The organism is Thiomicrorhabdus sediminis, from assembly GCF_005885815.1.
Lineage (GTDB): Bacteria > Pseudomonadota > Gammaproteobacteria > Thiomicrospirales > Thiomicrospiraceae > Thiomicrorhabdus > Thiomicrorhabdus sediminis.
In genome coordinates, this window is sequence record NZ_CP040602.1 from 2,070,681 (window position 1) to 2,097,523 (window position 26,843).

Consider the following 26,843-nt stretch of genomic DNA (forward strand, 5'->3'; position numbering starts at 1 on the left):
GACGGCACTCCGTATAGACTAGGCCAGAAATTTACTTCAGATTCAAATCGATAGGCATACAAATACGCATGAAACCCCGCAAATGGCATCATTCAATTAAATCACGGTTAATTCTCGCGGTTGCCCTATTGCATGCGATTTTGATGACGATCTTTGTCACCGATCTGGTACATAGACAGCAAAGCTTTCTTGTCGAAGAGTCTACCCAGTCAACCATGGGGATTGCCAAAACACTTGCCACCAACAGCATTCCCTGGGTGTTGTCGAGTGACTTAGCGGGTCTTGAAGAGATCATGCGCTCCCAAAGCCAACAACCGAATCTGGTTTTTGCGATGATCACCGATAAACACGGCAAAATCATTGCCTATCACCACAAAGAAGTGGAAACCAGCCAGCACATCGGTAAATACATCAATAGCGACATACTTGATAAGGCCTCACAGAATCTCGAGTTGGCCATTTTTCAGGACTCTCCCAGAGAAATCGATATCGCCGCCCCCATTACCGTGAATAATGCATTGATCGGCTGGGCACGTATCCACATCAGCCGCAAACACATTTTCGATAGCATTCAATTTATCACCATTGAAGGGTTGCTCTATACACTGGCCGCTATTCTAATCGGAACCTTTTTTGCCTGGCGTCTCGGAAACGGCTTAACAAAAGGGATATACAGTTTAATCTCAACCACCCAGAAAGTGCGTGCCGGCGAACGCGACATCAAGGTATCAATGGACCGTAAAGACGAGCTGCAAACCTTGTCGAATAACTTTCAGGCCATGCTCAACAACCTAAACAACAAAGAAAAAGAGCTTTTTTCCGAGAAAGAACGTTTGGAGATCACCTTAAAATCCATTGGTGACGGTGTCATCACCACCAACAAAGATGGCTTGATCACCTATATGAACCCGGTCTCAGAAGTACTGACCGGCTGGAGCAATTTTGCCGCAGAAGGCATCCATATCGAAAAAGTCTTCAAAATCTACAACGAAACGACGATGGAACCGGCCTTCAATCCCGCGCTTCGCAGCATGCAACAGCAAAAGATTATCAGCCTCACCAACCACACCGTATTGATTAATCATGCCGGAGAGAAAATCTCGATTGAAGATTCCGGCGCACCGATTGTCGATAATAAAGGCGAGATCGTCGGGGCCGTATTGGTATTCCATGATGCCACCGAAGCGCGTCAGCTTCGCAGCAAACTGACTTGGCAGGCGATGCATGACACCTTGACCGACCTCTATAATCGTCAAGCGTTTGAAAACCGTTTGGAGCAATTGATTGAACGCAATCTTGAAGACGACACCTTACAGCATTGTTTGATCTATATCGATCTGGATCAGTTTAAGGTGGTAAATGATACGGTTGGCCATTCCGCCGGTGACGAACTGCTTAAGCAAATCGCCACCATCATGGAAAAACAAGTGCGCGAAAGTGACTTATTAGCGCGTATCGGTGGCGACGAGTTCGCCATTTTATTGGAAAATTGCAATGTCGAGCATGCTGAACGCATCGCTGAAAAAATCCGCGTTGCGGTATTCGCCCACCGGTTTATCTGGGAAGATCGTGTTTTCGATATCGGCACCAGTATCGGAATCACCCTGTTCCAAGGCGCAATGAGCAAAGCCAATATTATGAGTCAGGCGGATGTCGCTTGTTATATCGCTAAGGAACAAGGTCGTAATCGAATCCATATCTTTAGAGAGGACGACCAGACGCTTAACCAAGAATTCTCCACTTTGGACTGGGTTAACCGCATTAAGCGCGCAATTGAAAACGAACACTTTATGCTGTTTGCCCAACAAGTCATTCCGTTACAGAAAGAATCCGACAAGAAGAGTCTGGAGATTTTGGTGCGTCTGGAAGACGAAGACGGTCAGATTATTACGCCAAACCAATTCCTGCCCGCCGCCGAACGGTTTAATCTGATGTGGCGTTTGGATATGTACATTGTCGAAAAATCCTTCCAATGGCTGAAAATCCATGCCGATAAGATCGAACGCCTAAATATCAATATATCGGGTCAGTCATTGAACAATGACGCCTTTATCGAAAGCTTATTGGAAATTCTCGCTAAGGACCCGAAAATCAACAGCAAGGTCTGTTTCGAAATTACCGAAACCATCGCCATCACCCATATGTCGGCCTGTATTTCGTTTTTGAACCGCATCAAACATCAAGGTTGTATGCTTGCATTGGATGACTTCGGTGCCGGCTTTTCATCGTTCAGCTGGCTGAAATCACTACCGGTTGATTTCGTCAAAATCGATGGCAGCTTTATTCTCGATGTTATGCAGGATAAGGTGGATGCCGCGATGGTTCGTGCAATCCATCAAATCAGCGATGAAATGAACATTCAAACCGTGGCCGAATTTGTCGAGAACAAAGAGGTAAGCGACTGGCTTGCCGCAACCGGTATCGACTATGCCCAAGGCTATTACTATCACAAGCCAAGCCCACTGGAAAACATTGACTTCTAAGCCAGCTGCTCATCAATGTTCTCAGAGTTCGCCACACTCCCTTCCTCCTGAAACAGATAAACGCTGTTACCCTGCAGGCGCTTAGCGAATTTCTTCGCTTTGGTCGCCATAGAAGCGACTTGCTGAGCATGCTGCACCTGTCCGGCAGACAATTCGACAACGCCAATAGATAAGGTCATCACCGGAAAAAATTGTGTCACACCATCACGGCCGCGACCTTCAATGCCGCCTCGCTGCTGATCTTGCAAGCGATAGAAATCCTTAATTCGTTGCTCGAAACAGCGAAGAATCCTACTCGCCCAATGCTGATAATGCTCAATATCGAGCCCCATCACGACAAAATCGTCACCACCGATATGACCCACAAAACTCTGCGCGCTACTGATTTGATGCTGCGGCACGGTTTTATTGATGATATCGGCAATCAACGAAATGACGTTATCGCCCTCTTCAAAGCTGTAATAGTCATTAAAGGGCTTGAAATTATCCACATCGATATACATGACAAAGAATGCCTGCTGAAGCGCTATCCAACGCTTAAGCTGTTTTTGTATCGGCACATTGCCAGGCAGGCCGGATAAAGGGTTGGCATGCTGAGCACTTTGGACTTTTAAGTCGGTGATCTGTCTCAACAGGTCTCGAAAATTACCACAGCCGAGATATTGGCCGTTTTTTTCGATAATAAAAGCATCTTTAGTGAAATGATGTTGTCCGTCGGTGACCAAACGGCTCAATTCCACCAGGGATGAACCGGCATCAACAACTATCGGTTTTTTATCCATAATCTTGGCAACAGTCTTTCGTCCATGCAACTCCTGACCAAATTTCCTTGCCAGTAAATCCATTAAATCGCGACGCCAAATCATGCCCTGCACAATCCCTTTATCAACCACCGGGAAACAGTCGGTATCAGGACGCTGCAAAAATTGCTCGGAAACACTATGCAACAATTGCTCACTGCTGACGGAAGGATACTCGATCGCCAATCCCTCCACCGTCTCATTCTGCTGCAAGACCACTTTGTTGAGCGGTGTTTGCGGCCACTGGTAAAGCAATTGATGATTGATTTCCATTTCCGGCTTTTTAAACAGATAACCTTGCACCAAATCGACACCGAGTTCGGTTAATACTTCCAATTCGGATTCCGACTCGACCCCTTCGGCAACCACGCGGGTACCCATGCTTTTAGCCAGTGTCAGAAGCGTTTGCATAAAAATGCGCTTATCATTATCGAGATGAATATCATTGACAAAATGGCGGTCAATTTTGACAAAATCAGGACGCACTTCCGACCAAACCCGCAAGCCGTTATAACCGCTGCCCAAATCATCAATCGCCACTTTAAAACCGATCGAGCGATAATAATTAATCGCTTCAATGAACAGTTCAAAATCCTCTATCGGCTGCAACTCGGTAATTTCAATGACCACGCGCTCCGGCGACAAGCCGAAATACTTCAAGGCCTCCAATGTCACTCCCTTTTGGTGAGCGGAGTTCAATACGGCATTTACCGAAATATTTAAAAACAGATGCAATGGTTCATCTTCCAGCGCCTGTCTGGCAAATTCGGCAATGGTTGAAACCCGGGCAAAGTTGTCCAGCTCATAAAGCACATTATGCTCTTCGGCAACGCCAAAAAGGTTTAGCGGATGATACAAAGGTGAAGCCAAAGGCCCTCTCACCAACCCCTCAAAGGCACAGATTTTTTTACGCTGTAAATCAATAATCGGCTGAAAAACACACTGCAACTTCTGCTGGGAGAATATCTCCAATAACTCACGCCCCAATTGGCTCTGCTGCAACAACAAGTTCTGCGAGGCATTGAGATTGATGGTTTGTTCAATTAAAACCGATAAATTAGGCATTGATCTGAGATCCATCACTTATTCCAAATCCAGTGAAAATATTGCCGCCATGATAAAAAACCGCGATGACAAGCAGATGACACTGAATTGACAGTGTCGTGACAAGAACCAGCAAAAAGCTATTTTCAGCCTCGGCTTGAACCCCATAAGCAAATATTGGATAATAGCGCCATGCGCCGATTTGATATCAGCTTGCGGGCGCTATATAAAAGTACGGCTAAAGCGAGGAACCCTCCTTTATTATTTGTTCCCAGCAGCATTCCGTACCTCGTTTTTTATTTCCATTTCGAGGAATCCGTTATGACAAAAACTACAGTATTTACTTCTGAATCGGTTTCAGAAGGCCACCCAGATAAAATCGCCGACCAAATTTCCGATGCGATGCTTGACGCCATCCTGAAACAGGACCCTAAGGCTCGTGTTGCCTGTGAGACCTTTGTCAAAACCGGCATGGTTATTCTAGGTGGAGAGATCACTACCGATGCATGGGTTGACCAGGAGGAATTGGTCCGTAAAGTGGTGACCGATATCGGTTATAACCATGGTGATCTCGGCTTTGACGGTGCGACCTGTGCGGTATTGTCCTCCATCGGTAAACAGTCGCCTGAGATCGCCATGGGGGTTGATGACACCGAAGACCATGAACAAGGCGCCGGTGACCAAGGCTTGATGTTCGGTTATGCCACCAATGAAACCGAAGTACTGATGCCGGCACCGATTTATTATTCGCATCGTTTGATGGAACGTCAGGCGTTTGTGCGTAAATCCGGTCGTCTCGACTGGTTGCGCCCGGATGCGAAAAGCCAGATCAGTTTACGTTATGAAAACGGCCAGCCGGTCGGTATCGATGCTGTGGTATTATCAACCCAGCACGGCCCGGAAGTTGACAATAAAACACTGCGTGAAGCGGTGATGGAAGAGATCATCAAACCGGTATTACCGGCAGAATGGTTACATAAAGAAACCCAATTCCATATCAACCCTACCGGCCGTTTCGTTATCGGCGGCCCTGTCGGTGACGCCGGTTTGACAGGACGTAAAATCATTGTTGATACCTACGGTGGTATGGCTCGTCACGGTGGTGGCGCTTTCTCCGGCAAGGATCCGTCAAAAGTGGATCGTTCAGCCGCTTATGCGGGACGTTATGTCGCGAAAAACATCGTTGCCGCCGGTTTGGCGGATAAATGTGAAATCCAGGTATCTTATGCCATCGGTGTTGCCGAGCCGACTTCGATCAGCATCGATACTTTCGGCACTGAGAAAGTCGATATCACACTCATCGAGCAACTGGTTCGCGAGCACTTCGACTTACGTCCAAAAGGTTTGATCGCGATGTTGGACCTTTACCGTCCGATTTACCAGCAAACCGCTTCTTACGGTCACTTCGGTCGTGAGCTGGATGATTTCACCTGGGAAAAAACAGACAAGGCCGACGCTTTACGCCGAGATGCCGGGCTGTAATACAGCCAAACAATCAAGCCGCCTGAAGGTCTTACCGCTAGCGGCTTGATCCAAACAAGAGAGAGTTTATGAAATCTCAACAAAAATACGAACAGAAATTTAGTTTAGAATTTTTTCCGCCGCGTACCGAAAAAGGCAGTGAAAAACTCAAAACCGTTGTTGAAGAACTGGGCACACTAAACCCGGAATATATGTCGGTGACATACGGTGCTGGTGGAACCACTCAGGAACGTACCCTGGAAACCGTGCGTTATATTCAGCAAAACACCAACTTTGATGCAGCGCCGCACTTAACCTGTATTGGGGCCAGCGAAGAAAGCGTGACCGAATTGCTTGATACCTATGAAGCCATGGGCATCAAACGTATTGTTGCTTTGCGTGGTGATTTGCCGTCGGGAATGATGGACCCGGGTGAATTCAAATACGCCAGCGATCTGATCAGATTTATCAAAGATACCCGTGGTGACACCTTCAAACTGGAAGTCGCCGCCTATCCGGAAACCCATCCACAGGCGCGTAACTGCGAAGTCGGAATCAAATGGTTCAAGCATAAGGTTGATCAAGGTGCGGATTCGGCGATTACCCAGTACTTCTTTAATGTCGACAGCTATCTGTACTTTATCGACAACTGTGAACGCCATAATATCGATATCCCGATTGTGCCGGGTATTATGCCGATTACCAACTATGAAAACCTGATCCGTTTCTCGGAAGGCTGCGGTGCTGAAGTGCCTCGCTGGTTAAAATGCCGTCTGGAAAGCTTTGAAGACGATCTGGCCAGTCTGCAAGACTTCGGTAAGGAAGTGGTGATGGACTTGTCGCAACGTTTACTTGACGCGGGAGCGCCGGGGGTTCATTTTTACAGTATGAACAGCACTGAGCCGACTTTGGAAATCGTCAAATCCTTAAGCTTTAAATAAGTCGAACACATTTCAGGTGCCGCCGTTTCATGCGTATCTCCAGACTTTATATTCCCGCTGACTACCAGGCTCGGCAGTTATTGTCATTAACTGCCGAGCAAATCCACTATGTGCTCACCGTACTTCGCCTCAAAAACGATTTCAAGGTCGAGCTGTTTAATGGTTACGGACAAGTCGCACAAGGTCGTTTACAGGTTCAGGGCCGCCGCCAGGCCGAGGTCTTTATTGATGAAGTCGCCGAGGTAGACAACAACTCACCGCTCAACACTTTGCTGGTGCAATGTATCTCCCGTGGTGACCGCATGGATTACAGCATTCAAAAAGCGGTTGAACTCGGGGTTCATCATATCCAACCGCTTTTCAGCGAACGTTGCGAGGTAAAACTTAGCGGCGATAAGCTGGAAAAACGACGCCAGCAATGGCAAACCATCGCCATCAACGCCTGTGAACAAAGTGGCCGCACCCACGTACCGGAAATCTTGCCGATTATCGACTTTAGTGACTGGCTGGAACAGCTCAATGGTGCGGATAAAGTCCAAGGCTTTGTTCTCGACCCTTATGCCGAGTCACAATTAAAGCAGCTCAGCCCGCCCGATTTTGAGCAAAATATCCAAATTTTGGTGGGGCCTGAAGGCGGCCTCAGTGAAAGTGAAGTCGAACAAGCCCGTGCCCACGGATTGACAGCAATCCAATTGGGCCCTCGAATCTTGAGGACAGAAACCGCAGGCCCGGCCTTACTGGCGATTATGCAAGCCCTTTGGGGAGATTTTTAAGCCGCTCTGCCTCAAAATCCAGCTAATTGAAAATAGGCTTTTCAAAGCAAGGCCTATCTCACGTATAATAAAAAACACTAACCATAAACCGAAGATTCGAAGAGATTATCTATGTCGTTAACTACGCAAGTACCGCATCTAAAAACCGCCCTTAAAGGTCCGCTTCTGGAACTGGAGAAACACTTTTTAGATAACCGTGCACAAATCGAATCTTGGTTTCGTAAACAGTTTAAAAACACCCCTGCACCGTTTTACGCTTCGGTCGATTTACGTAATGCCGGCTATAAACTGGCACCGGTGGATACCAATCTGTTTCCAGCAGGTTTCAACAACCTCCATCCGGATCTACGCTCTTTAGCGGTTCATGCCGCACAAACGGCAGTCACTCAAGCCTGCCCGATTGCCGATGGCGTATTGATTATTCCCGAGAACCATACTCGTAATACCTACTATCTGGAAAACCTTTACTCATTAAAGGAAATCATCGAAGCGGCCGGTTATGAAGTGCATATAGGTTCTTTAATGGCCGATTTAACCGAGCCGATGCAAATCGATTTGCCTTCCGGCAACCAACTACTGTTAAAACCGATTGAACGCAAAGATGATCGCGTTGGTGTCGAAGGTTTCTTTCCTTGTGCGGTATTACTGAATAATGACTTATCCGGCGGCCGTCCAGAAATTCTGGAAAACATTGAACAGACGCTATTGCCGCCTTTGGAACTGGGTTGGGCCGATCGCTACAAAACCGAACACTTTGCCCATTACTCGGTGGTGACTAAAGCCTTTGCCGAAATGCTCGGGCTTGATCCGTGGCTGATCAACCCGACTTCGATCTCTTGTGGTCCGATCAACTTTAAGGAGCGTACCGGTCTGGAAGAGCTGGCAGGCACGGTAAACAAGGTACTGGAACAGACACAAAAAGATTACGATGCCCACAATATCGCTTGTAAGCCGTTTGTTATTGTGAAGTCCGACAGCGGTACCTATGGTATGGCGATCATGTCGGTCAACAGCGCCGATGACGTCTTGAACCTCAACCGCAAACAGCGCAATAAAATGGCCTCAGTCAAAGAAGGTCTACAGGTTGAGCAGATGCTGGTGCAAGAAGGGGTTTATACCTATGAGAAAATGGATGATGCGGTTGCCGAACCGGTTGTCTATATGATCGGCAGTCAGGTCATCGGTAGCTTCTATCGTGTCCATACAGGTAAAACCGCGACAGACAACCTGAATTCGCCGGGAATGCACTTTGAACCTTTGTCATTTGCCGAATCTGGGGTTGTACCGGATGAAACCCAAAACCCGGATGCGTCACCTAACCGCTTCTATGCTTATGGGGTAATTGCTCGTCTGGCACTGTTGGCGGCAGCAAGAGAAATCGCCGAAGCGAAAGGCTCACTTACCCAAATTGATGCGATATAAGCGCATCCACTTGCACACCAACCAATTAAAAAAAGGAAAAGCGATGAGTTTAAATGTCGGCATAGTGATGGACCCGATTGAGAATATCAAGCCACATAAAGACAGCTCATTTGCCATGCTTTTGGAAGCACAAAGACGCGGTCACAAGCTGTTTTATATGCAGCCAGAAGACATCTATCTTAAAAATGCAGAACCGAATGCGCTGATCAGCGAATTAAAGGTCTGGGACAGAGCAAAAAGCGAACAGTATTACGGTTTTGGTGCCAGCTACGATATAGCGCTAAAGGAACTCGATATCATCCTGATTCGTCAGGACCCGCCGTTTAATAACGACTATCTATACAGCACGCATATGTTGGAGCTGGCCGAAGCCCAAGGCGTGCTGGTGGTCAATAAACCGCAAAGCCTGCGTGATGCCAATGAAAAGCTATTTGCCAGCTGGTTCCCGGCATGCATACCGCCAACTCTAGTCACCGCCAATGCCGATAAATTGCGTGAATTTGTCCAGAACCATCAAGACACCATTCTCAAACCGCTTGATGCGATGGGCGGTGCATCGATTTTTCGCGTTCGTCAGGATGATCCGAATATCAGTGTGATTATTGAAACCATGACCAACCATGGCCAGCATCACATTATGGCGCAAACCTATTTACCGGAAATCAAACAAGGCGATAAACGCATTTTGCTGATTAACGGCGAACCTTTGGATTACACTTTGGCTCGCATTCCTGCCGAAGGTGAAACCCGAGGCAATATTGCCGCTGGCGGCAGCGGGGTCGGTATGCCGATTACAGAACGAGAGCGTTGGCTATGCCAGCAAATCGCTCCGGTTTTACAGGCCAAAGGCCTTTATTTTGTCGGCCTCGATGTAATTGGTGACTATATCACCGAAATCAATGTCACCAGCCCGACCTGTATTCGAGAACTGGATACACAATTTGATCTCAATATCGCTGGTCAACTCTTCGACTGCCTCGAAGCACAATTGGCTGAGCGCATCTAGTCAGCCGAGTTAGCATGCCAACCCTAACAGCTCATAGCGCTTACTTGTTTATGTCCACTCGATTGACAGCATTAAAAAAACTATTGGTTTTATCGCTATTTGCTTTATTACTGAGTGCTTGCGATAAAGCCGCCGTGCCGATTAAAGCGCAATTTCTGGTTTTTGGCACTCAAGTTGACATCACCATCTACCACAGCGACAAACAGACCGCCAACCAAGCGATCCACCAGGTAGAACAACGCTTTCAACAGTTCCACAAAGCGTGGCATGCTTGGGAAAAAGGCGGCATTGTCAGCAAAATCAATCAAGCGATTCAGCAACGGCAAAGCATTGTGGTTGATAACTCGGTTAAACAATTTATTATCAAATCCCAGCAACTCTGCCAACAAAGCCAAGGCCTATTTGACCCGGGTATAGGCTCACTCATCGCCCTATGGGGTTTTCATAGTGACAAATGGCAAGGCCCACCACCTGCGAAACAACAAATCAACAATTGGTTGGCACAGTCGCCGTCCATTCTCGATATTCATTTCAACGGCCAACGGCTTGTCAGTGACAATCCGTATGTGAGCCTAGATTTTGGCGGCAACGCCAAAGGGCTGGCAATCGACATAGCCTTGGAGACCCTGCAAAACCATGGCATTGAGCATGCATTGGTGAGCATAGGCGGCGATATGAAAGCCTTGGGAGAAAAAGATCTTGAACATAAACAACCTTGGCAAATTGCCATTCAAGACCCTAAAAACCCTAGCCGGGCAATTGCCAGCCTTAGCTTACAGGGCGGTGAAAGCGTGGTAACCTCTGGGACTTACCAGCGCTATTTTGATTGGCAGGATCAACGTTACTCGCATATCCTAAATCCAAAAACCGGCTACCCGGCGCAAAGCTTCGCTTCGGTAACGGTTATCTTCAGCGATGCGACCAGCGCCGATTCGGCCGCAACCGCTTTATTGGTGGCAGGTCCCGAACACTGGCAGGAGATTGCTCAGAGTATGGCCATTACCAAGGTGTTTGCGATAACCCAAGAGGGCAAAATCATACAAACAAAAGCCATGGCGCAGCGTGTGAAACTGCTATAATTCGGCTTATGAAGCAGATAAACTCCCTAGAACACCATTTTCTTGTCGCCATGCCCTCTCTTGACGATAGCTGGTTTGAAAAAACCGTTATTTACTTGGCGGAAGACAATGAACACGGCTCCATGGGGTTGGTAATCAACCAACCCCATAAATTGGTTGTGTCCGATCTACTGGAACACTTTGATTTATCGGTTGCCAACAGCAACGACATCAATAATCAAATAGTGCTTACCGGAGGTCCGATTGATGGTGAACGCGGTTTTATTCTGCATCAGGACCGCCATGAGTGGAAAAGCTCAATGCACCTGCCGGATAATATTTCGATGACGGTTTCCGAAGACTTCCTGAAGGCACTGAGTGATAACGAAGTCGATGGCGACTTTCTTGTCTGCCTTGGCTTTGCCGGTTGGGAACCCGGTCAATTAGCACAAGAGATACAGGAAAACTGCTGGCTGACCATTCCGTTTAACCAAAGCCTGATGTTCGAGACCCCGATTGAACAGCGCTGGCAGGTTGCACTGGGTACCTTGGGCGTTTCTCCTGAATTTTTAAGCCGCGAGGCCGGCAATGCCTAAACGGCAGAAACAAGATATCGAAGGCATTGTCATCGGGTTCGATTTCGGCCTGCGTCGAATAGGTGTGGCAATCGGGCAGACCATTAGCCAAACCGCTACTCCGGAAGCGATTGTCGCGAGTCAGGACGGCAAACCCGACTGGCAGCATATCAGCGCACTGTTTGAAAGATGGCAACCCGAAGCGATTGTTGTCGGTCTGCCGATGCGATTGGATGGCAGTGAACAGCCACTAACACAACCGGCACGCAAATTCGGCCAGCGTTTAAGCGGACGTTATCAGCGCCCGGTTTTTTACATCGAAGAACAATTAAGCTCTGTGGAAGCCGAGAACCGCGCAGTAAAACAACAACATATCGATGACCATGCGGCACAAATTTTATTGGAAAACTGGTTACAATCTGCGTAGCGAACTGTTTAAATAACGCATAATAGCAACCGATTTCAACCATCTTAGGTTAGGATTTCTAATGTCTGAACTCAATATTGATGTTCCACAACTGATCGAACAGATTAGCCAACAATTACAAAGCCGTTCGATTTTCACCAGCCCACCGAAAATGATTGGTATCCGCACAGGTGGCGAATGGATTGCCCAAGCCCTGCATGAAAAAATGCAACTACCGGATGAACTCGGGGTTATCGATATCGCCTTTTACCGCGATGACTTTTCCCAAAAAGGTCTGTCGCCATCGGTAGCACCGTCACATATTCCATGGCCGATTGATGATCAACATATTATCCTGGTTGACGATGTCCTCTATACCGGACGCACCATTCGCGCGGCGCTAAATGAGATTTTTGATTTCGGTCGCCCTGCCAGTGTCACGCTAGTTACTCTGATTGATCGTCTCGGCGGGCGTGAATTGCCGTTTCAGGCCGACATTATCGGCACTACCGTAGAATCGTCGCAAGCGATCAAATTATCTGGTCCAGAACCATTAACCGTTTCCCTGATTGAAAACAGTGAGGAATCTGCATGAGTAAATTGGCAGGCCCAAACATTCAGCTCAACGAACTGGGCAAACTCAAGCACTTTATTACCTTGGAAGGCTTAAAGGCCCACCACCTAACCGAAATTCTCGATACCGCCGAATCTTTTATCAACCCGGCGACCAACGATATTAAAAAAGTGCCTTTACTGCGCGGTAAAAGCATTATGAACCTGTTTTTCGAGCCAAGTACCCGTACCCGCACCACTTTCGAAATTGCCGAAAGACGTCTTTCGGCGGATGTGGCCAGCTTGGATATCCAGACCTCGGCGACCAAAAAAGGCGAGTCTTTGCTTGATACCATGTGGAACCTGCAAGCGATGCAGGCGAATATGTTTGTTATTCGTCACTCCGAAAGCGGCGCGGCGCACTTTTTTGCCAAACATGTCGCTCCCGATGTTCATGTCCTCAATGCCGGTGACGGACAACATGCCCACCCATCACAAGCGATGCTCGATATGTTTACCATTCGTAAACACAAGGGCGATATCTACGACCTCAAGGTAGCGATTGTCGGTGATGTTTTGCACTCACGTGTAGTACGCTCGCAGATTCAGGCCCTAAGCATTCTCGAAGCTCGTGAAATTCGCGTTATCGGTCCAAAGACTCTGATGCCATCTCATCCGGAAGCGATGGGAGTTCACGTTTATCACAATATGGAAGAAGGCCTCAAAGACGTTGATGTCATTATCATGGTACGTCTGCAAAACGAACGCATGACCAGCGCATTGATCCCAAGTGAAAAAGAGTTTTTCAAGCTCTATGGCTTAACCGAAAAACGTCTTAAGCTGGCGAAACCGGATGCCATTGTCATGCACCCGGGACCGATCAATCGTGGTGTGGAAATCGACTCGGCGGTCGCCGATGGTCCGCAATCGGTGATTCTTGAACAGGTCACCTACGGTATTGCCGTGCGTATGGCGGTGATGTCGATCATTATGAGCAATGCCGCCCAGCTAAAACAACATCAACTGGAACAACAGCAACAAGCCGATCTCGACTTAGAGGATACTGCGGAGGACAATCAGTGAGACATCTTATTGCCAAGGGTCGTGTTATCGATCCAAGTCAAAATCTGGATAAAGTCACCAACGTTTACCTGTCGCGCGGCAAAATCCTTGCTGTCGGTGATGAAGCGCCTGAAGGCTTTACCGCCGATCAGGAAATTGATGCCAGCGGAAAATGGATTTTACCCGGACTGGTTGATTTACGAGCACGTTTAGGTGAGCCGGGCAGCCAATATGCCGGCAATATTGCCAGTGAAACCTTAGCGGCGGTGGCCGGCGGCATTACCAGTATCTGCTGCCCTCCGGACACTAATCCGGTTAATGATACTCAAGCGGTAACCGAGTTGCTGCAACGCCGTGCTCGCCAAGCGGCAACCGCTTATGTGATGCCGATCGGTGCCTTGACACAAGAACTCAAGGGCGAGCGTCTGAGCAACAGTTATTCATTGATTCAGGCCGGCTGCATTGGTTTAAGCCAAGCAAACCTACCCATTCAAAATGCATTGACACTGAAAAATGCGCTCGATTATAACGCCAGCCAAGATATAACCATTATCTTACGCAGTGAGGACCAACAGCTGAAAAATGGCGGTGTCGCTCACAGCGGTCCGGTGAGCTCGCGTTTAGGTCTGCCGGCCATCCCTGCGGAAGCGGAAACCGCCGCCTTAGCTCGTGATTTGATTCTGGTTGAGGAAAGTGGCGCACGCGTGCACTTTTCACAAATCTCTTGCGCTCGCTCTGTGGAGCTGATTCGCGAAGCCAAAAAACGTGGTCTACCGGTCACCTGTGATGTCGCGATTCACCAATTGCAACTCAGCGAAATGGATGTAATGGGCTTTAACAGTCTGTTCCATGTCAGCCCGCCACTGCGAAGCTTGCAGGACAAACAAGCGCTAATTGCTGGGGTCAAAAGCGGTGTCATTGATGCGATTGTCAGTGACCACACCCCTTTGGAAAAAGACGCCAAACAGTTACCTTTTGGCGAAAGTGCTCCGGGTATTAGCGGTCTGGAAACCCTGTTACCGTTATTGTTGAAAATGGTACATGAAGGTGAGTTGGATTTAATGACCGCGATTCGTTGTGTGACCCACAACCCGGCAAAAATCATTAACCACCCTACCGGTAACCTTAATGAAGGTATGTCGGCGGACATTACCATTGTCGACCCACAAGCGATTTGGACACTGATCCCTGAGAACATGCTTAGTGAAGGCAAAAACACGCCTTTCGCCAACTGGGAATTTGTCGGACAAGTAGAACAGACCCTATTCCAGGGGCGTCCGGTATTCAAACAAAACGCCTGATAGTATTAGTGTTATGTCAATGAATGCTTTCACAATAAACCTAAACGCCATTGTCTGCGAACCACAGCTCAACGGTTACTGGCTTTGGCAGGTTGAAATTGATGAGCAGATGGCCGCCGAGGATCTGCTCGGTCAAGTCTTGTCGCTTAGCAGCGATAGCTTACCTAGCAATCAATTCATCGAAACTTGGCTGTTTGCCATTAACGGGCAATCTTTACAGCTGTTGAGCAAAGATGCCAATCATGCTGAAAGCACCATTGACGAGACCAGTACATGGCAACTGAGCTTAAACAGAGAGACGCAATCACAGAGATTAGACTGGCAAAAACCGATTTTGCTGGTAGCTGAAAACCTGGCGATGGCCAATGCATTTGTAATCGCTAAGCAGAGTCAGCTTGTCCAAGGGCGCTGTCAGGTGATACTGGGCAGTGAAGACGGTTTTCCATTTATGCTTAAACCGGCTCGCTTCATTATGGATATGATGCCTGCACAAGCCATTGGTGCCTGCACTTTATTGGAAGACTGGAAAATCCCGAACCGCTTGGCGAGTCAATCCGGCGTTGCCGGATGTTTCGATGGTTCGACATTGGAATGCTTGAGCGAGTATCTGCATAACTGTCAGCGCTTTGGTGATTTAACCGATCTACAAATTGTTATTTTTAGCGACGCTGAAAACAACGATGATTTCAAAAAACTGTGCCAGCAATTTTCTCAAGTCGACTGTCATATTTTTGCTTAAAATGACTCATCGGGCCTTTTTGTCAATCGCTTACTTTTCCAATTGATCGATAAACTTGGCACGTTTTCGTGCTTTTTTAGCCAACTTTTCGATATCCTTGGCGCAGTCGTCCAATACACATTCGGCGGTATTGGCAATCGCCGCTTCGATTAGAATTTGTAGCTGTTGATAGTCGTTTTCACTCAACAGTTTGCGCTTTGACTTACTCAATGACTCTTTAAAGCTAGCCACGACTCGGTCGGCATGTTTATTTACTTTCATCTCTCACCCCGCTTATTAATCATCTAAAAAGATATCTTCACCAGAACTGACAATCAATGGATCCGCCTGACCGACAATCGTTTCATCCTTGCCGTGATAATCTAGCTGGCTGAGGATATATCGCATAGTTTCCAGACGTGCGCGTTTTTTATCATTCGATTTGATAACCGTCCAAGGCGCATGACTGGTATTGGTATAGAAAAACATATCCTCTTTCGCCTTGGTATATTCCTCCCAACGATCGAGAGAAGCCAAATCCATCGGGCTTAGTTTCCACTGTTTCAAGGGATCGGTCTTGCGTTGATTAAAACGGCGCAGCTGCTCCTGACGACCCACCGAAAACCAGAACTTCATAATGGTGACACCATCGGCTTGAATCATACGTTCAAACTCCGGAGCCTGATGCATGAACAAGGTGTATTCCTGCGGGGTACAAAATCCCATGACCCGCTCTACACCGGCACGGTTATACCAGGAGCGGTCAAACAACACCATTTCTCCTGCGGTCGGCATATTTTCAATATAGCGCTGAAAATACCACTGGCCTTTTTCGATCTCACTGGGTTTATCAAGTGCGACAACACGAGCACCACGGGGATTGAGGTGTTCCATAATGCGTTTGATGGTTCCACCCTTGCCGGCGGCATCACGCCCCTCAAACAACATAATAATGCGTTGGTCGGTTTCCTTGACCCATTTTTGCAGCTTCAACAGCTCGATCTGCAATAAACGTTTGGTCTCTTCATAGTCCTTACGTTTGATTTTCTGCTTATAAGGGTAGTTCACTTCACTCGATTTAACTTTTTTCATGAGGATTCCCTAGTTACAATGGTTGTTAGATTCAATATACTCCGATTTAATTGAATTGAAATGAGCGAAATCATTTTTTCAAGCATTTAGACGGCATTTCGCGGAACATAGGAAAACACTTAGAGAGAGTTATGGATAAGGCCCTGCAAAACAACTATGAAAAGGTTAAACAGCGCATTGAAGAGGCTTGTAATAAATACCGATCAAGCAGCGACTGTGTCCAGTTATTAGCCGTCAGCAAAACCAAACCGATTGAAATGGTCAATACGATTGCCGAGCTCGGGCAAAAACACTTCGGCGAAAACTATGTCCAAGAAGCGCTTGAGAAAATCGACCAGCGCCCTGATCTTATTTGGCATTTCATCGGCCCGATTCAATCGAATAAAACACGCCCGATTGCCGAGAATTTTAATTGGGTTCACAGTGTTGATCGCCTGAAGATCGCGCAGCGTCTGAATGACCAGCGCCCTGATGACAAGGGCAAATTAAATATTTTACTGGAAGTAAATATCAGTCAACAGGCGACTAAATCTGGGTTTTCGGCAAATGAACTGAGCGATGCATTAAAGCAAATCGCCACCATGGACAACCTTCAGGTACGAGGCCTGATGGCGATTCCGCAACCAAGTTCGGATTTTAACCAACAACGTCAGACATTTGCCGCCATGCAACAGCTGCTTGTGGATTTACAACAGGAATTTCCAGAGTTGCAGCTAGATACTCTGTCAATGGGGATGTCGGGAGATTTGGAAGCGGCTATTGCCGAAGGGGCAACCATCGTGCGCATTGGAACCGATATCTTCGGTGCCAGAGATTACAGCAAATAAATACAGGCCAGAAAAGAAAAAACCAAAACCGCCACGGCGGTTTTGGCCATCTCCTTTTTATACAGCCCGTAAGATATAGTTAAATCACATTTAACCGGACCCTACACACTGTTAGGGCAATTCTAAAACAGTAAGTTGATGAAACTGTTTTGATCACCTCTGTAAATAAGTTAACGGCCAAAACACGAATGCTTTAACCGAATTGTGCGTTTTTTGACCTAGCATTGCCGAGACCGAAAAACTCAATAACCACTGGTAACTTTTAGACAGCCGGATTATTCTGATCGTTCACAACAGCCGGTTCAGAGTTCTCTGTCGCTTCTAGCTGTGGAGATTGCTCAGACTTCTGCTGCGCTAATTGCGCCAACTCTTCGTGGAAAGAACGCACTCTTTCCAACCAGCCAGGACGACTATCCTGCTCAGGAAAACGTTGTGCGTTAATATCGGCCATCAATTCATTGAAAAAGCTTTCAGCATTGGCAAACTGCTCATCTAATCTTTCCAGCACCTGTTGCCAGGTATCGTAGTAATTTGGCAAGGCGGCCGGATCGGCATTTTCAGCATTTTCCTGCTGATCAGCTTCGCTACCCTCAGTATCGTTTTGCACATTCTGATACTGCGCCAGCGCCTGCTGCTGATAACTCTTAACCACAGTTTCGGTTTGAGTCAGATTCAGGCTCATACCACTTAACTGATCCATATCCAGTTCTAGATTCTGAGCTTTTTCGAGCGCTTTTTCGATATTACCGCCATAAAACTCACCGGCCAACTCATCAACCTTGGCGAACACATCGTAAATCGCTTGCAGCTCTTCCTCGTTCAAATCACCTTGCACCGAAAATGCAAAACGCTCTTCAAACATGGTCGCTTCCATAGCTTGCTTAGATTCAAAATAACGCACACCGGAAGGGCCATCTTCAGCCACTTTCATTTCCTGATAAGACTGATACTGGGCATAAAGCTGTCGGAAATCGAGCGTGACCTTGTCACCCTCTTTGGTAGTCAATTGCAAACTCATGGTTTCGCTATATTGATAAGCCTGTTGCATCTGCATCATACTGGCGGCTTTAGCACTGCCACGCGCGGTCGGAGAATAATCAACATCAGCCTCTAGCTTTGCTTTTGCCAATTCAGAAATATCCTGCCCCGGTTTATTGTTGGGATTCTGTGCCTTAATATCAAACAACTGTTTGACAAAAGCGTTGTCGTTGATTGTATTAGCCATAATTTATTCCTTCATTTAAGAAAAAATATCCCCGGTGTGAATAGTGAATAGCAAAACAGAACTCAAGCTTGTCTTGATCTGAATTGTGCGGCAAAGAATCTGTTTATTTTAATGAATTGCCGTCGTTTTTTTACGCTTATTGCCAACGATTGATTGTTATTAGCAGTCGCTTATAAAAAATATAGCGGCCACCAAACCTAAAACTTTAGCAAAATAAATAAGTTAGGACGGAATCAATTTTTTCTTTATCTTCTTTTAAATCCAACGGCAAACAAATAAGCTGCAAATTTATAGACAATTGAATCAATTCAAATACAACTTTCTTATTAAAATCCAAGCCAAAAAGCCGCTTATTTGCTTAAACAACCGTCACCGTCTAATATTATTTAGCCATCAACTTAGCGTATAATACCGTTTAGTTATCAGACGCCGAAAATGGTGCGCTTGGATTCAATTTAGATTGATTGATTTAGAGCAAAGCAAAAAAGGGTATTTCACATGGAAGCAACCATCTGTTTTATTGGTGCGGGTAATATGGCGCAAAGCCTGATTGGCGGTCTTATTTCCAGCGGGTATGACAAGAACAAGATTATAGCCACCGATCCCAATCAAGAACAACGTGACTTGGTCACACAAAAATTTGCCATTCAATGCTTAGCTGACAATGATCAGGCGATTGGGCAATCTTCGATAGTTGTTTTGGCGGTCAAACCGCAAATTCTACAGCAGGTTTGCGCCGAGATTGAAAACATCGTCAATCAGCAAAACCCGCTATTGCTCTCTGTCGCCGCCGGTATTCGCAGTGCTGACATTGCCCGTTGGTTAGGTGGTGACAAAGCGATTGTGCGCACCATGCCGAACACACCATCGCTAATTCAAAGTGGTGCCACCGGAATGTTTGCCAATGATTCGGTTTCCTTGGAACAAAAAAGCCAAGCCGAACATATTATGCGCGCCGCTGGCTTGACTATTTGGGTTGATGAAGAGCCACAATTGGATGCAGTCACTGCTTTATCGGGTAGTGGACCGGCTTATTACTTTTTGTTTATGGAAGCGATGGAAAAGGCCGGCGCCGAGCTCGGACTTGATGCCAAAACCGCGCATCTATTGACCTTACAGACTGCTTTGGGTGCAGCTAAAATGGCACTGGAAAGCCACCAGGACTGCCAAACATTGCGCCGCAATGTGACTTCACCTAACGGTACTACCGAGAAAGCGATTCAAAGCTTTCAAAGCAATAACCTGGAAAGCATTGTCAAAACCGCGATGCAGGCCGCACAAAGCCGAGCCAAAGAGCTTGCCGACGAACTAGGAGGATAGAATTAATGGATGGTAGCAGCCCACTAGGTCAAGGCGGCCTTTTTTTACTACAGTTTTTAATCGGTCTGGTTATTTTCGCCCTGATGTTGCGTTTTTTACTGCGCGCAACACATGCCGATTGGCGCCACCCGATTGTGACCTTTATTGCTAAGGTCACCAACCCGTTATGTGCTCCGGTCAATACCGTGATCCCGGCTAAAGGTCGCTGGGATGTTTCCGCATTGATCACCGCAGTGGTTATCCAAGCAATCTTTGTTACCGCTATCGGTTGGCTAACCGACCGCAGTTTCGGCGTGGCGTTTATCTCCTTGGCTGCGACAACCGAAGTCGCCAATCAACTTATGGACATGATGTTCTGGCTGATTATTATTCAAGTTATTCTCAGCTGGGTATCACAAGGCTACAACCCGAATACAGCGATTTTTGACCAGATTACCCGCCCTATTCTGGAGCCGTTCCGCCGCATAATTCCTCCGATCGGCGGCATGGACCTATCACCGATTTTTGCTATTTTGGCGATTAAGCTGTTCCAAATTGTCATTATCGGTTCGATTGCCGGTCTAGCCCAACAAATGATAGGTTAAGCATCCATGAGCGAATTGTCAGTCAGCCCTCAAACTCTCAAAGTTGAGGACCCTTTACAGCTTAGCAGCGGTGCCAGCTTGCCGGGTTATGAACTCATCTACGAAACCTATGGTGAGCTCAATGCCGATGCCAGTAACGCCATTTTGATTTGCCACGCCCTAAGCGGTGACCATCATGTTGCCGGCGTCGATGATGAAGGTAAGAAAGGCTGGTGGGACGGTTATATCGGCCCAGGAAAAACGATCAATACCGATCAGTTTTTTGTTGTCTGCTCGAATAACCTCGGCGGCTGCCGTGGCAGCACCGGGCCGACCACGATCAACCCTGAAACCGGCAAGGTCTATGGCCCGGATTTTCCGATTGTTACCTGTCGCGACTGGGTCAATAGTCAGGATCGGCTGCGTGCACACCTCGGTGTTGAGCAGTGGGCGGCAATTGTCGGTGGTTCCATGGGGGGAATGCAGGTGTTGCAATGGGCAATTGATTACCCCGATAGATTACGCCATGCGGTAGTGATCGCTGCAGCACCTAAACTGTCGGCACAGAATATCGCCTTTAATGAAGTGGCGCGCCGAGCCATTATGAGCGATCCGGATTTTGCCGAAGGGCGTTTTATCGAAAAAGACACCCTGCCTAAACAAGGCCTGTCACTGGCTCGAATGCTGGGGCACCTGACCTATCTGTCAGATGATATGATGGGTTCGAAATTCGGCCGTGAACTGCGTGAAGGCAAATTACAATATAACTACGATGTCGAATTCCAAGTGGAAAGTTATCTGCGGTATCAAGGTGAAAAATTCGCCACCAAGCAAAACTTCGATGCCAACACCTATCTGTTGATGACCAAAGCCCTCGACTACTTCGACCCGGCGGCGGAATTTGAGCATGACTTATCAAAAGCTCTGGCCAAAGCGAGCGCCAAATTCCTCGTGGTGTCCTTTACTTCGGACTGGCGTTTTTCTCCGCAACGTTCGCATGAGATTGTCAAAGCCTTGCTCGATAACGACGCCAATGTCAGCTATGCCGAAGTCGAATCGCAACACGGGCATGATGCTTTCTTACTGCCTAATACACATTATGAAGGTATTTTCAGTGCCTATATGCAACGTGTTTATCAAGATTCAACGCCCTCCACTGGCACCCTTGATGGAGGCAATGCAGAATGAACAAACAAACCATGACTCAGATTTCCCCTGAATTCAAACTGATTGCCGATTGGATTACACCGAATAGTCGTGTACTGGATCTTGGCTGTGGCGACGGTCAACTTTTAAAGTACCTGATCGATAAACACCAGATCAGCGGCTACGGCATGGAAATCGATCCGGAAAAAAATGTCCAAGCGCTGCAAAAGGGACTCAATGTCATTCAAAGTGATTTGAACAGCCGAGATATCAGCCAATATTTTGATAACGACTCGTTTGATTTCGTCATTATGACTCAGGCATTGCAGGTAGTGCGCCGTCCGGATTTATTGATTGATGAAATGCTCTCTGTCGGTAAGCAAGGCATTATCACTTTTCCAAACTTCGGCCACTGGCGTATGCGTATGCAGTTAATGCTAAAAGGTCGCATGCCGGAAACCGAAACCTTGCCTTACCACTGGTATGACACGCCAAATATCCACCTGTGTACTTTCAACGACTTTGAAAACCTCTGTGAAGAAAAAGGCCTGGAAGTGGTGTCACGCACCGTAGTCAACGCACAACATAAAAGCTCTCTAGGTATGCGTCTACTGCCTAACTTACTCGGTGAAGTCGCGCTTTATCGAGTGCAAAAGAAACTCTAAGCGAATACCAATCCGTTCTAGGCAAACTGTTAAGCTAAAGCCTGTCTGGCTTTAGCTTAAATATTAGAATTTTCTGATAAAATTGCTTTACTTAGCCATAAAGAGATTCATACCGTTCTTATCTAGATAATTACTAGCATTTATATATACTTGTGCTAACCCAATAACAACTGACCACTCTTTTGTGAACCTAACCCGCACCTCAAAATTGATATTAATCGGCTATCTCTTTATCGCCCTGTTTATTCTGATTAATATCCAATCCACAGCGCATCACGATAATAATCTTGAAAGTCATTATCAAAAAATGCTTACCAGTGAGAAGCAGGTTCACCTCATCCAGCAACTGCAATTGCATGCGAAAAACCGCTCGGTTCTACTGGTTCGGATTATTTTTGAGAAAGACGCTTTCGCTCAGGACGACTACATCCAACAAACCTACATTGAAGGCTTTAACTTTGTGCAAACCCGCCAGGCACTGTTAAGAACAGACTTGAGCGAAAAGCAAAAATATCTGCTCAATGAAGTGCACAAGATCACCAGTGAAAACCGCAGCCGTCAGGAAAAAGTTATCGCTTTGATACAAGCTGGAGAAGAGCAAGCCGCTCATGAAATGCTATTGCAGACCGTACCGGTACAGAACAAGGTTGTAAAGAGCCTGAGCAATCTAAGCCATCAACTGCAGGCAACAGCGCAACAAGCCAGAGCCTCATATCAAACCATCGTCAAACAAAGCGACCTGCTCGAAACCCTATTACAAAGTTCCTTGTTGATTATTGTTATTATCGTCGGCATCTTCAGCTACAACCAAATAAGGCGCAGCGAGAACATACAGCAAAAAACCGTCTATAAACTGACCCGTAAAATGCAAAATCAGGCCTATGAAAATGCGATGGATGCGCATATTTTGCATGCCGTTGACGAGTATGTCGTCCTGGTTGACGATCATGGCCGTTTCATTCGCGCCAATCCACGCATGAATAATATCCTCGAAGAAACTCATTTTCTTGATGTACATACCATCTGGCAACTCCTGGAAGAGGCAAGCAATCAGCAAATTGAAATCTCCAGGGCGCAGCAAGCCCTGATGGATAAAAAGTCCTGGCAGAAAGAGCTGTTTCTGCTATCGCCGTTTGAATGCTTCGCTTTATGTGAAATACATGATTTCCATTCTGAAGAAATCCCTAATGCCCGATACCTGCTGACCATCAAAGATATTACCGAACTGAAAGAGACTCAGGAAGCGGTTGAGCTACAGGCCAACTTCGATTCAGTGACCGAGCTACCAAACCGTCACTTCTTCCAGAAAACCCTGACTGAACTGACCACACAAAACAACAAGCTGGCGGTCTGCTATATCGACCTCGATGACTTTAAGAACGTCAACGACACCTTAGGGCATGACTACGGTGACGGCCTATTGAATGCTGTCAGCCGTCGCATGTACAACCTGCTATTATCGGATTTTATACATGACTTCCATTTGGCGCGAATCGGTGGCGATGAGTTTGCCATCATCCTGACATTGCCCGAACAGCAACAACACGAATTCTGCCAGCAATTTGGCCACAAGCTAATCGAAGTGGTCAGTAAGCCCTATAACGTCTACAAGCAGAACCTGGTGATTGGTTGCAGTATCGGGGTGGCCTTGTACCCTCAACATGGAACCGATGCCACCAAACTGATGCGTCACGCCGACCTGGCGATGTACGAAGCCAAACACAGCGGCAAAAACCAATGTGCGCTCTTTAACAATACCATCGGTCAAAAACTGGAACAAAAACTGATATTGAAAAACCGTATCGAACAAGCTTTGGTCAATCATGAATTCATCCTTCACTATCAACCACAATACAATCTGCACAGCAACCAACTGATCGGTCTTGAGGCGCTGATTCGCTGGGAACACGATGATTACTGCTACTCGCCGAACGAATTTATCCCTTTTGCCGAAAAACACGGTTTTATCCAACTGATCGATGAATATGTACTGGAAATGGCTTGTCAGCAAATCGCCGAATGGCAGGAGCAAGGCCTTGAAGTACCAAGGGTCGCGGTGAACATTTCCAGCCAGCAGATTAATTCGCGCAAATTAGTCGACATCATCAATAGACAGCTGGAAAGGTGTCAGTTCTCCGGCAACTTAATTGAATTGGAAATCACCGAATACTCTTTAGTGAAAAGCTTAGAAAAGAACCATAAAGAAACGAACTGGTTGAATGAATTAAAACAAAAAGGCATTCAAATCGCCATTGATGACTTCGGTACCGGTTATTCTTCACTTAGCTACCTGCAACATATGCCGATCGACCGTTTAAAAATCGACCAGAGTTTTGTCCGCAACCTGAACACAGAAACAGAAACGCACAGCATTATTTCCAGCATTATCTCGCTAGGCCACAATGTTAATGCCACTGTGCTGGCAGAAGGTATTGAGACCGAACAGCAAAAAGATATCCTTAAACAACTCGGCTGTGACGACGGCCAAGGCTATTTAATGAACATGCCGATTAGCGCGAAGCAGGTCACAGAAATATTGTCAGAGGGTAAGACTCTGCTCGCCGCCTCCTAATCCATGTCATAAAAGCGTCATTTTTTTGTTAAAAAACCGTTAATTCCATCACCTAAAATGCAACGCAGATAAACAGCAATAGCGTGTTTATAAATTGAATAATTTGATTGGAATATTTTATGCGACTAAAGACTCTTTTCAGTACTGCTATGTTAGCCACCGCGATACTTTTAGGCGGTTGCCAAACCACAACAGAGAAAAACTCTGCCAATACAATCAACTGGTTCGAAGCCGATGAAGACGGCCGCATCCACGTATTTTACGACAAGGAAACTTTCAGCCAATTCAAACAGGTTGGCGAAACAGCCTACCGTTTAACCCGTATCGGTGGTGGCCCGAATGGTGAAACCCTTGTATTTGGGCTGACCAAGGCTGATAAAAAACTAGGTGAAAACACTCCGGCAGCCATGCTATGGGATGGTAAACAGGACGTTTCGTCATTCTATGGTGAAATGCACAAACACGGCCGAATCTATGTCTTCGACAACAAAGCCGATATGGACTTTGTCCGTAAAGTGGGTGAACCCTCTTATATGTATACACAAATCGGTGCCGGTCCAAAAGGTGAAACCGTCGTGTTTGTGCTTAACAAAGCAAATAAAAAACAAAAGCCAGAGAGCTTAATGGCGCAATTTGCCGCCATGCATAAATAATGCCGGCAAATCCCGCTTTCTAACTAAAAACCTTTAGTTATACCCAACAATTCAGCCCCCTTTATGGGGGCTTTTTTATAGTTCAAAACCGCCCAATCCCAAATTGCATTGAGCACATAAAAAATTCATGGTTTTATAGAATAATTTTTGGCTATTAATTTGCTTATAAAAAAAGTAGAATCAGGATAATTAACGCTCAGGGATACATATCAGTTCAATGAATAAATGGTTTAGAAAAGGCAATGCCAGGCGCTACAACCGTGTAGATATGCCGATCCGATCATTTATTGTGCCCAGCTCACCGATTCGTGACCGTGAAATTTATGCAACCGGCGCCAATTACTTGCCCAAGGTGGTGATCGACAAGATTAAAAGCCAACGCCTTAAGGTCTTTGAGGCCGTATCCAAGGTTCAGGAACAAAAGGAATTGGTTACTGAAATCACCAAACAGATCGTTTTGGCTTTAGAAATTTTTGGCCAGTGCTGCGAAAAAATCTCCAGTGGCGCCAGTCCGAAACTTGATTTACCGCTATGGCGACAAGTCAATATTATTTCCGCAGGCTTTGCCAGCATCAAAAAATTGCAAGCCGCCTCCCCTAAAACACATCAATATCTAGCGTTGCTTGAAGATAAATTCATCAAGCATTTCTATTATCTGATCTTCTCGATAGAGAATTCAACAGCTGATCAGTTTCAAGTCAAAGGGCATCTACCGAAAGGCTTTGCGATTGATAAGTTGTTAAAAAGCTTCGAAGATCCCAAATATGAAAAAATCCCCTTGGTACAAACCATCCTCAACTTGGGGGGATTGATGAATACTTATCTCGAAGTCTATGAATTGATCAATGAAGACAACTATGCGAGACAGTTCCCTGAAGAATGGGCCATCAAACCGGCCAATGTCAGTGCCAGCGGTATCGCCATCCATTTGGGCAAACGCTTTGAGCTCTATACAAAACTGGACGTTTTGATTTATATTGAAGGCCTGAACAAAATTCTTGAATTCGAAGGCAGTGTGGTCGATATTCGCGACAATGCCGCGCAAGGAACAGAGCGCGTGGCGATAAACTTTGAATTTCCCGACGGTAAAGACCAAACGTTACTGCAACAAGAGATTCAAAAACAGGAAGTCAAAGAGTGCATGAAGTTTGCACTTTTTTCATAGATTGGAGAAACTG

At 46.5% G+C, this 26,843-nt stretch carries 25 protein-coding genes; 21 read left to right on the forward strand and 4 right to left on the reverse strand.

Going from position 1 to position 26,843, the window contains the following annotated elements:
* Positions 1-68: 68 nt before the first annotated feature.
* Positions 69-2,483: an EAL domain-containing protein gene (locus tag FE785_RS09410; RefSeq protein WP_138565503.1), complete on the forward strand. Its 2,415-nt coding sequence runs from the start codon at positions 69-71 to the stop codon at positions 2,481-2,483.
* Here FE785_RS09410 and FE785_RS09415 read toward each other — a convergent pair.
* Positions 2,480-4,363 (reverse strand): GGDEF domain-containing protein, encoded by a 1,884-nt coding sequence (locus tag FE785_RS09415; protein ID WP_238696261.1) that lies wholly within the window; start codon positions 4,361-4,363, stop codon positions 2,480-2,482. The genes FE785_RS09410 and FE785_RS09415 overlap by 4 nt on opposite strands.
* 285 nt (positions 4,364-4,648) lie before the next feature.
* Between FE785_RS09415 and metK the strand changes: the two genes are divergently transcribed.
* The 12 genes from metK to FE785_RS09475 all read left to right on the forward strand — a co-directional run bounded on the left by metK (position 4,649) and on the right by FE785_RS09475 (position 15,623).
* Entirely contained in the window at positions 4,649-5,809 is a 1,161-nt protein-coding gene (metK, locus tag FE785_RS09420; RefSeq protein WP_138565504.1) for a methionine adenosyltransferase, read from the forward strand.
* 68 nt (positions 5,810-5,877) lie between these two features.
* Positions 5,878-6,729 carry a methylenetetrahydrofolate reductase [NAD(P)H] gene (gene metF / locus FE785_RS09425; protein WP_138565505.1) on the forward strand — a complete coding sequence of 284 codons (852 nt, stop codon included), beginning with the start codon at positions 5,878-5,880 and terminating at the stop codon, positions 6,727-6,729.
* Positions 6,730-6,758: 29 nt separating this feature from the next.
* Entirely contained in the window at positions 6,759-7,502 is a 744-nt protein-coding gene (locus FE785_RS09430) for a 16S rRNA (uracil(1498)-N(3))-methyltransferase (RefSeq protein WP_138565506.1), read from the forward strand.
* A 111-nt stretch (positions 7,503-7,613) separates the two neighbouring features.
* Positions 7,614-8,924 (forward strand): glutamate--cysteine ligase, encoded by a 1,311-nt coding sequence (gshA, locus tag FE785_RS09435; protein WP_138565507.1) that lies wholly within the window; start codon positions 7,614-7,616, stop codon positions 8,922-8,924.
* 43 nt (positions 8,925-8,967) lie between these two features.
* On the forward strand, positions 8,968-9,930 hold the full coding sequence (gshB, locus tag FE785_RS09440) for a glutathione synthase (RefSeq protein ID WP_138565508.1): 963 nt from the start codon (positions 8,968-8,970) through the stop codon (positions 9,928-9,930).
* Between the two features lie 14 nt (positions 9,931-9,944).
* Complete coding sequence (locus FE785_RS09445) at positions 9,945-11,009, forward strand: FAD:protein FMN transferase (protein ID WP_138565509.1); 1,065 nt, start codon at positions 9,945-9,947, stop codon at positions 11,007-11,009.
* Between the two features lie 8 nt (positions 11,010-11,017).
* Positions 11,018-11,584, forward strand: a complete 567-nt coding sequence (locus FE785_RS09450) for a YqgE/AlgH family protein (protein WP_138565510.1) — start codon at positions 11,018-11,020, stop codon at positions 11,582-11,584.
* A complete protein-coding gene (gene ruvX / locus FE785_RS09455; RefSeq protein ID WP_138565511.1) occupies positions 11,577-11,990 on the forward strand; it encodes a Holliday junction resolvase RuvX in 414 nt (137 codons plus the stop codon). The genes FE785_RS09450 and ruvX overlap by 8 nt, the downstream gene beginning before the upstream one ends.
* A 61-nt stretch (positions 11,991-12,051) precedes the next feature.
* Entirely contained in the window at positions 12,052-12,564 is a 513-nt protein-coding gene (pyrR, locus tag FE785_RS09460; RefSeq protein WP_138565512.1) for a bifunctional pyr operon transcriptional regulator/uracil phosphoribosyltransferase PyrR, read from the forward strand.
* Positions 12,561-13,604 carry an aspartate carbamoyltransferase catalytic subunit gene (locus FE785_RS09465; protein WP_138565513.1) on the forward strand — a complete coding sequence of 348 codons (1,044 nt, stop codon included), beginning with the start codon at positions 12,561-12,563 and terminating at the stop codon, positions 13,602-13,604. Before pyrR ends, FE785_RS09465 begins: the two co-directional genes overlap by 4 nt.
* Positions 13,601-14,884, forward strand: coding sequence for a dihydroorotase (locus FE785_RS09470; protein WP_138565514.1), 1,284 nt, complete (start codon positions 13,601-13,603; stop codon positions 14,882-14,884). The genes FE785_RS09465 and FE785_RS09470 overlap by 4 nt, the downstream gene beginning before the upstream one ends.
* A 19-nt stretch (positions 14,885-14,903) precedes the next feature.
* On the forward strand, positions 14,904-15,623 hold the full coding sequence (locus FE785_RS09475) for a hypothetical protein (RefSeq protein WP_138565515.1): 720 nt from the start codon (positions 14,904-14,906) through the stop codon (positions 15,621-15,623).
* Between the two features lie 30 nt (positions 15,624-15,653).
* Here the strand turns inward: FE785_RS09475 and FE785_RS09480 are convergent, their stop codons facing one another.
* Positions 15,654-15,884 carry a hypothetical protein gene (locus tag FE785_RS09480; RefSeq protein ID WP_138565516.1) on the reverse strand — a complete coding sequence of 77 codons (231 nt, stop codon included), beginning with the start codon at positions 15,882-15,884 and terminating at the stop codon, positions 15,654-15,656.
* A 15-nt stretch (positions 15,885-15,899) separates the two neighbouring features.
* Positions 15,900-16,694 (reverse strand): polyphosphate kinase 2, encoded by a 795-nt coding sequence (gene ppk2, locus FE785_RS09485; protein WP_138565517.1) that lies wholly within the window; start codon positions 16,692-16,694, stop codon positions 15,900-15,902.
* 131 nt (positions 16,695-16,825) lie between these two features.
* Here ppk2 and FE785_RS09490 point away from each other — a divergent pair, with 131 nt between their 5' ends.
* Complete coding sequence (locus tag FE785_RS09490; RefSeq protein ID WP_138565518.1) at positions 16,826-17,521, forward strand: YggS family pyridoxal phosphate-dependent enzyme; 696 nt, start codon at positions 16,826-16,828, stop codon at positions 17,519-17,521.
* Positions 17,522-17,783: 262 nt separating this feature from the next.
* On the opposite strand, the gene FE785_RS09495 is transcribed toward FE785_RS09490, so the two are convergent.
* Positions 17,784-18,746, reverse strand: coding sequence for a hypothetical protein (locus tag FE785_RS09495; protein ID WP_138565519.1), 963 nt, complete (start codon positions 18,744-18,746; stop codon positions 17,784-17,786).
* A gap of 498 nt (positions 18,747-19,244) precedes the next feature.
* On the opposite strand from FE785_RS09495, the gene proC reads away from it, so the two are divergent.
* The 7 genes from proC (at position 19,245) to FE785_RS09530 (ending at position 26,830) form a co-directional block, all read left to right on the forward strand.
* Positions 19,245-20,066: a pyrroline-5-carboxylate reductase gene (proC, locus tag FE785_RS09500; protein WP_138565520.1), complete on the forward strand. Its 822-nt coding sequence runs from the start codon at positions 19,245-19,247 to the stop codon at positions 20,064-20,066.
* 5 nt (positions 20,067-20,071) lie between these two features.
* Positions 20,072-20,650 carry a YggT family protein gene (locus tag FE785_RS09505; RefSeq protein ID WP_138565521.1) on the forward strand — a complete coding sequence of 193 codons (579 nt, stop codon included), beginning with the start codon at positions 20,072-20,074 and terminating at the stop codon, positions 20,648-20,650.
* A gap of 6 nt (positions 20,651-20,656) precedes the next feature.
* Positions 20,657-21,817 (forward strand): homoserine O-succinyltransferase MetX, encoded by a 1,161-nt coding sequence (gene metX, locus FE785_RS09510; protein WP_138565522.1) that lies wholly within the window; start codon positions 20,657-20,659, stop codon positions 21,815-21,817.
* Positions 21,814-22,440: a methionine biosynthesis protein MetW gene (metW, locus tag FE785_RS09515; protein ID WP_238696262.1), complete on the forward strand. Its 627-nt coding sequence runs from the start codon at positions 21,814-21,816 to the stop codon at positions 22,438-22,440. The genes metX and metW overlap by 4 nt, the downstream gene beginning before the upstream one ends.
* A gap of 184 nt (positions 22,441-22,624) precedes the next feature.
* Positions 22,625-25,012: an EAL domain-containing protein gene (locus FE785_RS09520; RefSeq protein ID WP_138565523.1), complete on the forward strand. Its 2,388-nt coding sequence runs from the start codon at positions 22,625-22,627 to the stop codon at positions 25,010-25,012.
* A gap of 119 nt (positions 25,013-25,131) precedes the next feature.
* Positions 25,132-25,665 (forward strand): hypothetical protein, encoded by a 534-nt coding sequence (locus tag FE785_RS09525; RefSeq protein WP_138565524.1) that lies wholly within the window; start codon positions 25,132-25,134, stop codon positions 25,663-25,665.
* Between the two features lie 217 nt (positions 25,666-25,882).
* A complete protein-coding gene (locus FE785_RS09530) occupies positions 25,883-26,830 on the forward strand; it encodes a PilZ domain-containing protein (RefSeq protein ID WP_138565525.1) in 948 nt (315 codons plus the stop codon).
* Positions 26,831-26,843 lie beyond the last annotated feature (13 nt).

Coding starts and splice junctions, on each gene's coding strand:
- FE785_RS09525 (WP_138565524.1), top strand. CDS start 25,132: ATGCGACTAAAGACTCTTTTCAGTACTGCTATGTTAGCCACCGCGATA.
- FE785_RS09475 (WP_138565515.1), top strand. CDS start 14,904: ATGAATGCTTTCACAATAAACCTAAACGCCATTGTCTGCGAACCACAG.
- FE785_RS09415 (WP_238696261.1), bottom strand. CDS start 4,363: ATGGATCTCAGATCAATGCCTAATTTATCGGTTTTAATTGAACAAACC.
- FE785_RS09465 (WP_138565513.1), top strand. CDS start 12,561: ATGAGTAAATTGGCAGGCCCAAACATTCAGCTCAACGAACTGGGCAAA.
- FE785_RS09450 (WP_138565510.1), top strand. CDS start 11,018: ATGAAGCAGATAAACTCCCTAGAACACCATTTTCTTGTCGCCATGCCC.
- FE785_RS09490 (WP_138565518.1), top strand. CDS start 16,826: ATGGATAAGGCCCTGCAAAACAACTATGAAAAGGTTAAACAGCGCATT.
- ruvX (WP_138565511.1), top strand. CDS start 11,577: ATGCCTAAACGGCAGAAACAAGATATCGAAGGCATTGTCATCGGGTTC.
- metW (WP_238696262.1), top strand. CDS start 21,814: ATGAACAAACAAACCATGACTCAGATTTCCCCTGAATTCAAACTGATT.
- ppk2 (WP_138565517.1), bottom strand. CDS start 16,694: ATGAAAAAAGTTAAATCGAGTGAAGTGAACTACCCTTATAAGCAGAAA.
- metX (WP_138565522.1), top strand. CDS start 20,657: ATGAGCGAATTGTCAGTCAGCCCTCAAACTCTCAAAGTTGAGGACCCT.
- gshB (WP_138565508.1), top strand. CDS start 8,968: ATGAGTTTAAATGTCGGCATAGTGATGGACCCGATTGAGAATATCAAG.
- pyrR (WP_138565512.1), top strand. CDS start 12,052: ATGTCTGAACTCAATATTGATGTTCCACAACTGATCGAACAGATTAGC.
- FE785_RS09410 (WP_138565503.1), top strand. CDS start 69: ATGAAACCCCGCAAATGGCATCATTCAATTAAATCACGGTTAATTCTC.
- FE785_RS09430 (WP_138565506.1), top strand. CDS start 6,759: ATGCGTATCTCCAGACTTTATATTCCCGCTGACTACCAGGCTCGGCAG.
- FE785_RS09480 (WP_138565516.1), bottom strand. CDS start 15,884: ATGAAAGTAAATAAACATGCCGACCGAGTCGTGGCTAGCTTTAAAGAG.
- FE785_RS09445 (WP_138565509.1), top strand. CDS start 9,945: ATGCCAACCCTAACAGCTCATAGCGCTTACTTGTTTATGTCCACTCGA.
- metK (WP_138565504.1), top strand. CDS start 4,649: ATGACAAAAACTACAGTATTTACTTCTGAATCGGTTTCAGAAGGCCAC.
- FE785_RS09495 (WP_138565519.1), bottom strand. CDS start 18,746: ATGGCTAATACAATCAACGACAACGCTTTTGTCAAACAGTTGTTTGAT.
- proC (WP_138565520.1), top strand. CDS start 19,245: ATGGAAGCAACCATCTGTTTTATTGGTGCGGGTAATATGGCGCAAAGC.
- FE785_RS09505 (WP_138565521.1), top strand. CDS start 20,072: ATGGATGGTAGCAGCCCACTAGGTCAAGGCGGCCTTTTTTTACTACAG.
- FE785_RS09530 (WP_138565525.1), top strand. CDS start 25,883: ATGAATAAATGGTTTAGAAAAGGCAATGCCAGGCGCTACAACCGTGTA.
- metF (WP_138565505.1), top strand. CDS start 5,878: ATGAAATCTCAACAAAAATACGAACAGAAATTTAGTTTAGAATTTTTT.
- gshA (WP_138565507.1), top strand. CDS start 7,614: ATGTCGTTAACTACGCAAGTACCGCATCTAAAAACCGCCCTTAAAGGT.